Source organism: Pantoea sp. X-Soil-OKNW-713 (assembly GCF_059730685.1).
Map to the genome: position 1 here is coordinate 4,260,912 of NZ_AP035995.1, position 12,286 is coordinate 4,273,197.

Genomic DNA, 12,286 nt, shown 5'->3' on the forward strand with positions numbered 1-12,286 from the left:
GCACGGGATTGCGCGATAAATCGCGCCGCTACGAGTTTGTATGACTAGTTATGATGAGGTCGTACACCCAGAGTGTGGCAAATCGCGTAGCTCATCTCCGCACGGTTCAGGGTGTAGAAGTGAAAATCTTTCACCCCTTCACGCGACAGGATCTTCACCATATCCATCGCAATGTTCGCACCGACCATTTTGCGCGTTTCCGCGTCATCATCCAGCCCTTCAAACATCGCGTTCATCCAGCCCGGCACACGCACGTTAGTCATGGTGGCGAAGCGTTGCAGCTGCTTGAAGTTGGACACCGGCAGAATGCCCGGCACGATTTCCACATCGATACCGGTCGCCACACAACGGTCGCGGAAGCGCAGGTAGCTTTCGACGTCGAAGAAAAATTGCGTGATGGCACGGTTAGCACCGGCATCAATCTTGCGTTTCAGGTTGATCAGGTCTGCCTGTGCGCTTTTCGCTTCCGGATGCACTTCAGGATAAGCGGCAACCGAGATATCAAAATCGCCCACATCTTTCAGCAACTCGACCAGATCAGACGCGTACATATCCGGTTTACCGCTACCCGGTGGTAAATCGCCGCGCAGCGCGACGATATGGCGGATGCCGCTGTTCCAGTAATCGCGCGCGATGGTGCGTAACTCATCACGCGTGGCATCGATGCAGGTCAGATGCGGTGCTGCTTCCAGACCGGTGCGCTCTTTGATGCCCTTGATGATGCTATGGGTACGGTCACGTTCGCCCGAGTTGGCACCATAGGTAACCGAAACAAATTTCGGCTTCAGGCTGCTAAGACGGTCAATAGAGTTCCACAGGGTTGCTTCCATTTCGCTGGTACGTGGCGGAAAAAACTCAAAAGAGACATTAATTTGCCCGTTCAGCTCAGCCAGGCTTTGATTCAGCGCTTCGCGCTGATTGGCATGAAAGAAACTCATCCTGTTACCTCACCTTCACACATCGATTATTTATGGTTTTCGAACATCCATACGTTTAGACGTCCAGATGCACAAAATGAACGATTCCCGACTTAGCGTCAACTGAAAATTAATGTCCAGGCGTGACAAATATTCAACCAACATGAAGGAATTTCACGATGGTGGGGAAAAAATGAAAAATGCAGACGGCCCGTCACCGTCTGCATCATAAGGCGGGTTACAGCAGTTGCGCGAGGCGGTTAATATCCGACTGGATGGCTCCGGCGGTAACATCACGCCCGGCACCTGGCCCACGAATGACCAGCGGGTTATCACGATACCAACGACTTTCAATGGCGAACACGTTATCGCACGGCAGCAGCGCCGCCAGCGGATGTTCCGGACGCACCGCTTCTACGCCAACACGCGCTTTGCCATTGGCATCGAAACGCGCGACATAGCGCAGCACCAGCCCCATCTCCTGTGCTGCTTCCAGACGCTGGATCATCTGATCATTCAGTTCATCAGCATTCTCAAAGAAGTGATCAATCGATTCGCCTTCGCAGCTGGCGGGTACCAGCGACTCCACGCGAACCTGGTCTGGTTCGATGTTATAGCCCGCTTCACGCGCCAGAATCACCAGCTTGCGCATCACATCCTGACCGGAGAGGTCAACGCGTGGATCCGGCTCGGTCAGCCCTTGCTGCCACGCCTGATCCACCAATTCGGTAAACGGCACGGTGCCGTCAAACTGCAAAAACAACCAGGAGAGCGTCCCGGAGAAGATGCCGCTGATGGCAAGAATCGAATCACCGCTTTCACGCAAATCGCGCACGGTATAGTTCACCGGCAGACCCGCACCCACGGTGGCGTTGTACAACCAATGGCGGCCGGTTTTGGTGAAAGCATCACGAATCTGTCGCCAACTCTGGCTGTTCGACGCACCAGCCACCTTGTTGGCGCTGATAACGTGGAAGCCGTGGCTGGCAAAATCGAGATACTGCTGCGCCAGCGGCTCACTGGCGGTAACGTCCAGCACCACCAGATCATCAAACGGATGCGCGCACATCCACAGGAACAACGACTCTTCATCGCGCTCCTCGGCTTCATCATCAAAGAAAGCCAGGGCGCGGCTGGCATCAAGACCGTCGTAGCTCAGCAGGCTGCGGCGACTGTCCGCCACCCCCGCCAGCACAAATTCGAATCCCGTGCGTGCCGACAGCGTCTCCTGCTCGCGCGCAAACAACTCCAGCCAGCGGGAGCCGATATTGCCTTTACCAAACAGCATCAGGCCAATACGCTTTTCTGCGCGAAACAGCGACTGATGTAGACCCTGAATCAGATGCTGGGTCGGGCCGACACGCAGCACTGCCACGATGCTGATATGTTCTTCTGACTGCCAGACAAACTCCACCGGCTGGTCTTTAATTTGTTGCCAGAAACGATGGCTGTGCAGGGGGTTACGCGTGACTCCCGCTCCCACCAACGCTACCAGCGCTAAACCATCACGCAGTTGCAAATGGCCAGGCAACGCCGCGTCCTGCAACAGGTTAAAGGCGCTGTTCACCACTTCCGAGGTGTAGCACAGTTGCAGCAACTGGCGATCAGGATGGGTACCCACCGCTAATGGACGCAATTGTGCGCGCTTCAGCAGCAGATCGATTTCTTTATTCAGGGTGGCGAAATCATGGCTGTTGGGGATCTGGATTTCAATCAGGCAGACGTCATCGTGGCTGGTGACAATGCGTGCGCCCGTGCCCGAGGCCAGCACACGCTCAATGCGCGTCGATCCCTGTTCCGGCTGGTAGCTACAACGCAGTTGCAGGTCGATATCGCTATTCGACACCGGCTGCAAGGTACGGGTATGCAGCACCGGTGCAGCCAGACGTGCCAGTTCACTGGCCTCATCGAGGCGCAGCAACGGTAACAGGCAAGCATCTGACACCTTGCGCGGGTCAGCGCTATACACCCCGGCCACGTCGCTCCAGATGGTTACGCGTCCGACACCGGCCAGCGCACCAATCTGCGTGGCGGAGTAGTCCGAGCCGTTACGGCCCAGCAGCACGGTTTCACCGGCATCGTTACGGCTGATAAAACCGGTTACTACCAGGCGCTGATGCGGATGTTGTGTCAGCAGCGCCTGCAACAGCGGCCAGGATTTTCCTTCATCAACCTGCGGTTGCGCGGCACGCTCGGCACGCAGAAAATCGCGGGCATCCAGCCATACGGCTTCGATATCACGCTGACTCAGCACCGCCGCCATCAGCCGTGCTGACCAGATTTCACCGTGCCCTACCACCTCGGCGTATACCGCGTCGGTAATGGTGCCATCCAACAGCGCCGCCAGTTTTTCCAAATCACGAATAAAAGTCGCGGTGAGGGTTTCTGCCATTTCAGCCGGTAACAGCGAGGCAATCAGCTCGCTGTGAAAACGCCGTAACGCCTGTTGCACCTGGTGCGCTGACAACCGATCGCTCTGGCTCAGCTTGAGCCAACTGATCAGCTGGTTGGTGGTGCTGCCTGCGGCAGAAACCACCATCAAATCGCCCGGCTGGCTGTAATCCGCCATGATGCTGGCAACGCGTTGATAGCAACGGGTATCGGCCAGGCTACTGCCACCAAATTTATGCAACTGCTTACTGGTCGGCGTTCCCGCGCCTGCTGAAATCGTCATGGTTACCCCTCGGCTGCGATCCTGAATGCATTATCCAGATCGGCGATTAAATCTTCGTGATCTTCAATTCCGACAGAAATACGTAGCAACGTTTCGGAAATTCCCGCTGCGGCACGCGCTTCGGCCGACATGCCGGCATGCGTCATGGTGGCGGTGTGCGATATCAGGCTCTCAACACCACCCAGTGACTCAGCCAGCGTGAACAGCTGCAACGCTTTGAGGAAACGGCGCAGGCGCGCTTCGTCGGCGTCCAGCTCGAAACTTAACATGGCACCAAAGCCGCGCTGTTGACGTACCGCATACTCGTGACCGGCATTTTCCGGCAGGGAAGGATGATACAGTTTTTTCACCAACGGTTGTTGCTTTAGGTAATCAACAATTGCCAACGCATTGCGCTGTGCGGCCGCCATACGCGGCCCCAGAGTACGCAGGCCACGCAGCAGCAGATAGCTGTCGAAGGCCGCACCGGTTACACCGATGTTGTTGGCCCACCAGGCAAGGTCCGTCGCCAATGCCGGATCTTTAGCAATCACCGCACCCGCCACCACATCGGAGTGGCCATTCAGGTATTTGGTGCAGGAGTGAATCACCAGGTCGGCACCCAGCGCCAGCGGGTTTTGCAGTGCCGGGCTGAGGAAGGTGTTATCCACCACGCTGATGGCACCCGCTTCACGCGCGGCCTGACAAATCGCGGCAATATCCACCACGCGTAATAAAGGATTGCTGGGGCTTTCCACCAGCACCAACTTCGGTTTTTCTGCCAGAGCCGCCTGTAACGCCGCTTTATCGCCCTGATCGACAAACTTAACCCGGTACGCGCCGCGCTTGCTCAGGCTGTCGAACAGACGATAGCTGCCGCCATAGCAATCGTGTGGCGCCACCAGCAAATCACCCGGCTTCAGGAACACGGTGGTCACCAGATGAATCGCTGACATGCCGGTATTAGTTAATACCGCACCTGCGCCACCTTCCAGTTCTGCCAGCGCACGTTGCACCACGTCACGCGTCGGGTTACCACGACGGGAGTAGTCATGGGCGCGTGGCTGGTTGAAGTCAAGGAAGTTATAGGTGCTGGAGAGGTGAATCGGTGGGACAACGCAGCCATATTGCTCGTCATCATTCAAACCGCTGCGCACTGCGATGGTTGCCTGTTTACGCGTCATGGTGCTTACTGTTCCTGAAGAGTAAAAAGAAGAGGCAACAGGATAGCATTCCGACAATAGACGTCAATACATCTGGACATCTAAATGTCTTTGCGTATAGATTGAGCAAAGCATCAATACCCGCTAAAATTACGCGTCATCGCCTGGTGTTCAGCGCGCTTTCTCCGGGAAAGTGATGTTTAAGCATAAAACCTGCATTTTCAGGGGTCAGGCACCAAGAAATCGGGCATAATCAACGGATTTCCCCACATTCCACTTTTATTGATTAAGGTAACCCATGGCTGAATGGAACGGCGAATATATCAGCCCTTACGCTGAGCACGGTAAGAAGAGCGAGCAGGTCAAGAAGATCACGGTATCTATCCCGCTGAAAGTGCTGAAAATTCTAACGGATGAGCGCACCCGTCGTCAGGTTAATAACCTGCGTCATGCCACCAACAGTGAACTGCTGTGCGAAGCCTTTTTGCATGCCTTCACCGGCCAGCCTCTGCCGGACGACGTAGATCTGCGTAAAGAGCGTAGTGATGAGATCCCGGAAGAAGCGAAGAAGATCATGCGTGAGATGGGCATCAATCCCGATACCTGGGAATACTGACGCCAGAAACAAAAAAACCCAGCCGAAGCTGGGTTTTTTCTTGTAGCCGACACCCGCAGGCGTCGACGACAAACAAATCTTATTTCTTGCTGGTCGGCAGGCTGAAACGCTTGTTGAAGCGATCAACACGGCCACCGGTGTCAACAACACGCTGCTTACCAGTGTAGAACGGGTGGCATTTGCCGCACACGTCCAGGTTCAGGTTGTGAGCCATAGTAGAGCGAGTATTGATCACGTTACCGCAAGAGCAAGTGATGGTCACTGCTTCGTATTTCGGGTGAATACCTTGTTTCATGGGAGAACCTCATAAAAGGCCGTGTCGCTCTCCGTGCCAGGCTATACCTGCACAGCACCACACGCGGTTGAACAATTAATGTGTAATCTTTGACGAGCGTTTCTCATCAAAGGCGGCGCAGTATACAGAAAATGACCGCTTTTGGCAAATGGCGCGGATGGATATCCGCTCGCCGCGTCAGCGTGTACACTACTTCTCCTTATTACAGAACCGGATAGAGATCGACATGCCCGTTGTTCAGGTTGCCCTGCCCGTTCCGCTGCCTCGCCTGTTTGACTACCTGCTGCCTGCTGATGCACCGCTGCCGGTGACAGGCGTGCGCGTCAGCGTGCCATTCGGCAACCGGAAAATGGTGGGCATTGTGGTCGGCGTGCGCGAAACCAGCGACCTGCCCCTGACACAGCTAAAGCAAATTGATGAATTGCTGGATGACAGCAGCCTCTATTCACCCGCGCTGTGGCGCATTTTGCAGTGGGCAGCGCAGTATTATCACTCCCCGTTGGGCGAAGTGTTGAATCATGCCTTGCCGGTGCTGTTGCGCCAGGGCAAACCGGCGCAGGAAGCCCCGCTGTGGCAATGGGTAATCAATGACGCCGGGCGTGAAGTGGCGCTGGATAGCCTGAAACGCGCCCGCAAACAGCAGCAGGCGCTGGCGGCACTGCGCCAGCAGCCACTCTATCGTCATCAGATTGGCGACCACGATCTCACCGACGCGGCCTTGCAGGCACTGCGTGCCAAAGGCTTGTGTGATCTGCGTGAGCACGCTGCGCCATTACACGACTGGCGGGACACGTTTGCTGTTAAAGGGGAGAGGCTGCGGCTTAACACCGATCAGGCCATGGCGGTCGGCGCGATTCGCAGCGAAGACGATCGCTATGCTGCCTGGTTGCTGGCCGGGATCACCGGCTCAGGGAAGACGGAGGTCTACCTGAGCGTGCTGGAAAACGTGCTGGCGCGCGGTAAACAGGCGTTGGTACTGGTGCCGGAAATTGGCCTGACGCCGCAAACCATCGCCCGCTTTCGTGAACGTTTTGATGCGCCGATTGATGTGCTGCACTCGGCGCTGAATGACAGCGAGCGCCTCGCCGTTTGGCTGCGGGCGCGCAGTGGTGAAACCGCGATTGTGATTGGCACCCGATCGGCGCTGTTTACGCCGCTGGCACGTCCCGGCGTGATCATTATTGATGAAGAGCACGACAGTTCCTATAAACAACAGGAAGGCTGGCGTTATCAGGCGCGCGACCTGGCGGTGTTTCGCGCCCATGAGGAAGATATCCCGATTGTAATGGGATCGGCCACGCCCGCGCTGGAAACGCTGCACAACGTGCGCAACGGCAAATATCGTCAGCTCAACCTCACCAAACGCGCCGGTAACGCTAAACCGGCGTTGCAGCAATTGATTGATCTGAAAGGACAACAACTGAAAGGCGGTCTGGCCCCGGCCCTGCTGGGTAAAATGCGTCAGCATTTACAGGCAAATAACCAGGTACTGTTGTTCCTCAACCGGCGCGGCTTCTCACCGGCCCTGATGTGCCACGACTGTGGTTGGCTAGCCGAATGTCAACGCTGCGATCGCTACTACACGCTGCATCAGCACCATCGTCAGCTGCGTTGCCACCATTGCGAAAGTCAACGCCCGTTGCCACATCAGTGCCCACAATGTGGATCAACCCACTTGATGCCGGTGGGTGTCGGAACCGAGCAGTTAGAACAACAACTCGGTACGCTATTTCCCGGCGTGCCGGTGTCCCGCATCGATCGTGATACCACCAGCCGCAAAGGTGCGCTGGAGCAACACCTGGCGGATGTGCATCGCGGTGGCGCACGCATTCTGGTCGGCACGCAGATGCTGGCAAAAGGCCACCATTTCCCGGATGTCACGCTGGTTTCGTTGTTGGATGTTGATGGCGCGCTGTTCTCCGCCGATTTCCGCGCCGCTGAACGTTTCGCACAGCTCTATACTCAGGTTGCAGGCCGCGCGGGCCGTGCAGGCAAACAGGGAGAAGTGCTGTTGCAGACGCACCACCCGGAACATCCGCTGCTGCAAACCCTGTTGCATCGTGGTTATTTTGCCTTTGCCGAGCAGACGCTACTGGAGCGTCAGTCTGTGCATCTACCGCCGTGGACCAGCCATGCGCTATTTCGCGCCGAAGATATGGATAACCAGCAGGCCGCCGAGTTTCTCAATCAGTTACGTAATCTGATCGAGGCCAGCCCGTTGAAAGATCAGGCGCTGTGGCTGATGGGACCCGTTCCGGCGTTGCAACCCAAGCGCAGTGGACGCTGGCGTTGGCAGCTGTTGCTGCAACACCCATCGCGCAAACGGCTGCAACAGCTGCTGAGTAGCTCGCTGCCACTCATCTCAACGTTACCCGCCGCCCGCAAAGTCAAATGGACGCTGGATATTGACCCGACTGAGAGCTGAGTCGCGTCATATCTGCGAGGCGGATCGAAAAAAGTCGCACAAGTCACAATTTTTATGCAAATTAAGTAACAACACTGCCCGCGGTTCGGTTAACAATAGTGCCGACCCGACAGATGCCCGCCTTTCGTCAGAAATTCAACGCGCCGTACCGCGTCAGGAGTAAAACGTTGGACCAGAAGCAACCCTCAACCACCGCCACCATGAAAGATGTGGCTGAGAAAGCGGGCGTTTCGACCGCCACGGTTTCTCGTGCGTTGATGAACCCGGAAAAAGTCTCGGCAGCCACCCGACAGAAGGTGGAACAGGCAGTGATTGCCGTCGGGTATGCACCTCACGGTCTGGCGCGCAACGCCAAACGCGGTGAAACACAAACTATCCTCGTCATCGTGCCGGATATCTGTGATCCCTTTTTCAGCGAGATTATCCGTGGCGTAGAAGTGACCGCGGCGCAAGAGGGTTACCTGGTGTTAATTGGCGATTGCGCCCACCAGAACCAGCAGGAAAAAACCTTTCTCAACCTGATGCTGACGCGTCAGATAGATGGCATGGTGCTACTCGGTTCACAACTGCCGTTTGAGGCGGGGGTTGAAGATCAACGTAACCTGCCGCCAATGGTGATGGGTAACGAATTCGCACCTGAAATGGCGCTGCCTACGGTGCATATCGATAACCTGACCGCCGCTTTCGAGGCGGTGAATCACCTGTTGCAACTGGGCCATCGCCAGATTGCCTGCATTACCGGTCCAGAACATGTTCCGTTGTGCCAGTACCGTTTACAGGGCTACATCCAGGCGCTGCGGCGCAGTAATCTCCCGGTCGATCCCACGCTGATTGTGCACGGTGATTTTACCTTTGAAGCCGGAGCCACGGCGCTGAAGCAGCTGATGAGTTTGCCTAACCCACCAAAAGCGCTGTTTTGTCATAGCGATTTGATGGCGCTGGGTGCCATGAACCAGGCTCGCAAGCTGGGTATGCGTATCCCTCAGGATCTCTCAGTGGTGGGTTTCGACGACATAGAACTGGCGCAATATTACGATCCCCCGTTAACCACCGTTGCTCAGCCGCGCTTTGATATTGGCCGTGAAGCGATGTTGTTGCTGTTGGATGAGTTACAAGGCAAGCGCGTCAACAATGGTTCACGCTTGCTCGATGCGGAATTGCGTGTGCGTGGCAGCACCGCCCCTGTCGCAAAACGTTAAAAATGACTACCTTTACAGCGCATTTTCAGCGGATTCTTAAGGCAGTCTTCGCTGGTCAAAGTTCCAGCCCTTGAGTAACATGGCGCATTCCTTGCCGGGCAATTAACAGCACATTTACAGGCCCGCATTTTTTAAAGGGTATCAGAACGAGAGTGGCACAAAGAGATTACGTAGGCCGCGGGCGTTCAACAGGGACGCGTCGCAAAAAAAGCACAGGCCGCAGCAAGAAAAGTAAGGGCGGTTCTGGCACCTCCAAACTGATGATCGTACTGGCTGCGGCTGTACTGGTCACCTTTGCCGGTGGCTTATGGTTCATCTCCCATCATAAGAAAGAAGAGTCACCGGTTATCCCGGATCATAAAGCTGCCGGTAATGGCTTACCGCCGAAGCCGGAAGAGCGCTGGAAATACATCAAAGAGCTGGAGAATCGTCAGCTCACGGTCCCTACGCCCACTGAACCTTCAGCAGGTGGCGGAATACAATCACAAACGCAGTTGACCGATGAACAACGCCAGCTACTGGAACAGATGCAGGCGGATATGCGTCAGCAGCCAACCCAGTTGAATGAAGTGCCGTGGAATGAACAAACCCCGGCGCAGCGTCAACAAACGTTGCAGCGCCAACAACAGCAGCAGCAACAATTGCAGCGTCAGCAGCAGGTTCAGCAACAACAGTTGCAACGTCAGCAGCAAGCCCAACAGCAACAGCCGGTAACCCGCCAGCAACCCGCTCCGATTACCCGTGAGCCAGAGCCGCAAACCCGGCCACAGGAAACGGTGAAGGCGAAACCCGTCGAGAAAGCGCCGTCACAACGTTGGATGGTGCAGTGTGGTTCATTCAAAGGCACCGAGCAGGCCGAGTCTGCCCGCGCCGCGCTCGCTTTCGAAGGTTTTGAAAGCCGGATCACTACCGGTGGCGGCTGGAATCGCGTGGTCATTGGGCCATTTAAAGATCGCAGCAGTGCTGACAGCACCGTAAAACGCCTGCACAGTTCCGGTCACGGAAACTGTATTCCCCTCGCATTGGGGGGTTGAAACCCTCTCAATTTACCCCATATCAGGTTGCATGATACTCCGCGCCCGGTGCGCGGAGTCCTTTTCTACTGCAACAAGGGGTCTGCCCGTGACAACAATAGTAAGTGTGCGACGCAACGGCCAGGTAGTGATTGGCGGTGATGGCCAGGCTACTCTCGGCAATACCGTAATGAAAGGCAACGTTAAAAAAGTGCGTCGTCTTTACAACGACAAAGTGATTGCCGGTTTCGCTGGCGGCACCGCAGATGCCTTCACCCTCTTCGAACTGTTCGAACGCAAGCTGGAAATGCACCAGGGTCATCTGGTGAAGGCTGCGGTTGAGCTGGCTAAAGACTGGCGTACCGACCGGATGCTACGTCGTCTGGAAGCGCTGCTGGCAGTGGCTGACGAATCGGCTTCACTGATCATCAGCGGCAACGGTGATGTCATCCAACCAGAAAATGATCTGATTGCCATCGGTTCGGGTGGACCTTACGCCCAGGCCGCAGCACGCGCCCTGCTGGAAAATACTGAGTTGGGTGCTAAGGATATCGTGGCGAAAGCGCTCGATATCGCGGGTGATATCTGCATCTACACCAACCATAACGTTAACTTCGAAGAATTACCGTCTAAGGCGTAAGGATCAAAACCATGTCTGAGATGACTCCCCGCGAGATTGTCAGCGAACTGAATCGCTTTATTATCGGCCAGGACGGCGCAAAACGTGCTGTGGCGATTGCGCTGCGTAACCGCTGGCGTCGTATGCAGCTCGACGAAGAGCTGCGTCATGAAGTCACCCCAAAAAACATTCTGATGATCGGCCCGACCGGTGTCGGTAAAACTGAAATTGCCCGTCGCCTGGCTAAACTGGCTCATGCGCCGTTCATCAAAGTGGAAGCCACCAAATTCACCGAAGTCGGCTACGTCGGGAAAGAAGTGGACTCCATCATTCGCGATCTGACTGACGCTGCCGTGAAAATGGTGCGCATTCAGGCGATTGAGAAGAACAAATACCGTGCCGAAGAGATGGCAGAAGAGCGCATTCTCGACGTGCTGATCCCGCCGGCCAAAAATAACTGGGGCCAGCCAGAACACGCCTCGGAACCTTCAGCCGCACGCCAGGCTTTCCGCAAGAAACTGCGTGAAGGTCAGCTGGACGATAAAGAAATTGAGATCGATCTGGCTGCCGCACCAATGGGTGTGGAGATCATGGCACCGCCGGGTATGGAAGAGATGACCAGCCAGTTGCAATCCATGTTCCAGAACCTGGGTGGTCAGAAGCAGAAGCCGCGTAAGCTGAAAATCAAAGATGCCCTGAAGCTGCTGATTGAAGAAGAAGCCGCCAAACTGGTGAACCCGGAAGAGCTGAAACAGGACGCCATTGAAGCCGTTGAACAACACGGCATCGTGTTTATCGATGAGATCGACAAAATCTGTAAACGCGGCCAGACGTCTGGCCCGGATGTCTCGCGTGAAGGTGTTCAGCGTGACCTGCTGCCGCTGGTAGAAGGCTGTACCGTTTCGACCAAACACGGCATGGTGAAAACTGACCATATCCTGTTTATTGCTTCCGGTGCATTCCAGGTGGCCAGTCCGTCGGACCTGATCCCGGAATTACAGGGGCGTCTGCCAATTCGTGTGGAATTGCAGGCACTGACGGTGAATGATTTCGAGCGCATCCTGACTGAACCGAACGCCTCTGTCACCGTGCAGTACAAAGCGCTGATGGCGACCGAAGGTGTGAACGTTGATTTCACCGAGGATGGTATCCGTCGTATCGCCGAGGCCGCATGGCAGGTCAACGAAACCACCGAGAACATCGGTGCGCGCCGTCTGCATACCGTGCTGGAGCGTCTGATGGAAGATATCTCCTACGACGCCAGCGATCGTAACGGTGAGTCCATCACCATCGACGCTGAATATGTTGGTAAGCATCTGGACCAACTGGTGGCTGACGAAGACCTTAGCCGCTTTATCCTGTAAGTCATCACTTCAGCGAAGCCCG

Annotated in this window: 10 protein-coding genes; 6 read left to right on the forward strand and 4 right to left on the reverse strand. The window is 55.8% G+C overall.

What is annotated here, in order from left to right; translation table 11 throughout:
* Positions 1-44: 44 nt before the first annotated feature.
* The 3 genes from metF to metB all read right to left on the reverse strand — a co-directional run bounded on the left by metF (position 45) and on the right by metB (position 4,754).
* Positions 45-938 (reverse strand): methylenetetrahydrofolate reductase, encoded by an 894-nt coding sequence (metF, locus tag AC6I8R_RS19915; protein WP_208724397.1) that lies wholly within the window; start codon positions 936-938, stop codon positions 45-47.
* Positions 939-1,155: 217 nt separating this feature from the next.
* Positions 1,156-3,591 carry a bifunctional aspartate kinase/homoserine dehydrogenase II gene (locus tag AC6I8R_RS19920; RefSeq protein WP_497829730.1) on the reverse strand — a complete coding sequence of 812 codons (2,436 nt, stop codon included), beginning with the start codon at positions 3,589-3,591 and terminating at the stop codon, positions 1,156-1,158.
* 2 nt (positions 3,592-3,593) lie between these two features.
* Entirely contained in the window at positions 3,594-4,754 is a 1,161-nt protein-coding gene (metB, locus tag AC6I8R_RS19925) for a cystathionine gamma-synthase (RefSeq protein WP_013510983.1), read from the reverse strand.
* A gap of 277 nt (positions 4,755-5,031) precedes the next feature.
* Between metB and metJ the strand changes: the two genes are divergently transcribed.
* On the forward strand, positions 5,032-5,349 hold the full coding sequence (gene metJ, locus AC6I8R_RS19930; protein WP_013510984.1) for a met regulon transcriptional regulator MetJ: 318 nt from the start codon (positions 5,032-5,034) through the stop codon (positions 5,347-5,349).
* Between the two features lie 79 nt (positions 5,350-5,428).
* Here metJ and rpmE read toward each other — a convergent pair whose 3' ends face one another.
* Positions 5,429-5,644, reverse strand: a complete 216-nt coding sequence (gene rpmE / locus AC6I8R_RS19935; RefSeq protein WP_013510985.1) for a 50S ribosomal protein L31 — start codon at positions 5,642-5,644, stop codon at positions 5,429-5,431.
* A 226-nt stretch (positions 5,645-5,870) separates the two neighbouring features.
* On the opposite strand from rpmE, the gene priA reads away from it, so the two are divergent.
* The 5 genes from priA (at position 5,871) to hslU (ending at position 12,264) form a co-directional block, all read left to right on the forward strand.
* Complete coding sequence (priA, locus tag AC6I8R_RS19940) at positions 5,871-8,069, forward strand: primosomal protein N' (RefSeq protein WP_497832778.1); 2,199 nt, start codon at positions 5,871-5,873, stop codon at positions 8,067-8,069.
* 167 nt (positions 8,070-8,236) lie between these two features.
* The gene (cytR, locus tag AC6I8R_RS19945) at positions 8,237-9,268 is read left to right on the forward strand and encodes a DNA-binding transcriptional regulator CytR (RefSeq protein ID WP_208724399.1); all 1,032 of its coding nucleotides are present in this window, start codon (positions 8,237-8,239) and stop codon (positions 9,266-9,268) included.
* A gap of 152 nt (positions 9,269-9,420) precedes the next feature.
* The gene (ftsN, locus tag AC6I8R_RS19950; protein ID WP_415174990.1) at positions 9,421-10,302 is read left to right on the forward strand and encodes a cell division protein FtsN; all 882 of its coding nucleotides are present in this window, start codon (positions 9,421-9,423) and stop codon (positions 10,300-10,302) included.
* An 88-nt stretch (positions 10,303-10,390) separates the two neighbouring features.
* A complete protein-coding gene (gene hslV / locus AC6I8R_RS19955; protein ID WP_071883917.1) occupies positions 10,391-10,921 on the forward strand; it encodes an ATP-dependent protease subunit HslV in 531 nt (176 codons plus the stop codon).
* 11 nt (positions 10,922-10,932) lie between these two features.
* Positions 10,933-12,264 carry an ATP-dependent protease ATPase subunit HslU gene (hslU, locus tag AC6I8R_RS19960; RefSeq protein WP_208724401.1) on the forward strand — a complete coding sequence of 444 codons (1,332 nt, stop codon included), beginning with the start codon at positions 10,933-10,935 and terminating at the stop codon, positions 12,262-12,264.
* Positions 12,265-12,286 lie beyond the last annotated feature (22 nt).

What these genes read in the sequence shown, in the direction of transcription:
- metF (WP_208724397.1), bottom strand. Translation starts at nt 938, where the DNA reads ATGAGTTTCTTTCATGCCAATCAGCGCGAAGCGCTGAATCAAAGCCTG.
- AC6I8R_RS19920 (WP_497829730.1), bottom strand. Translation starts at nt 3,591, where the DNA reads ATGACGATTTCAGCAGGCGCGGGAACGCCGACCAGTAAGCAGTTGCAT.
- metB (WP_013510983.1), bottom strand. Translation starts at nt 4,754, where the DNA reads ATGACGCGTAAACAGGCAACCATCGCAGTGCGCAGCGGTTTGAATGAT.
- metJ (WP_013510984.1), top strand. Translation starts at nt 5,032, where the DNA reads ATGGCTGAATGGAACGGCGAATATATCAGCCCTTACGCTGAGCACGGT.
- rpmE (WP_013510985.1), bottom strand. Translation starts at nt 5,644, where the DNA reads ATGAAACAAGGTATTCACCCGAAATACGAAGCAGTGACCATCACTTGC.
- priA (WP_497832778.1), top strand. Translation starts at nt 5,871, where the DNA reads ATGCCCGTTGTTCAGGTTGCCCTGCCCGTTCCGCTGCCTCGCCTGTTT.
- hslU (WP_208724401.1), top strand. Translation starts at nt 10,933, where the DNA reads ATGTCTGAGATGACTCCCCGCGAGATTGTCAGCGAACTGAATCGCTTT.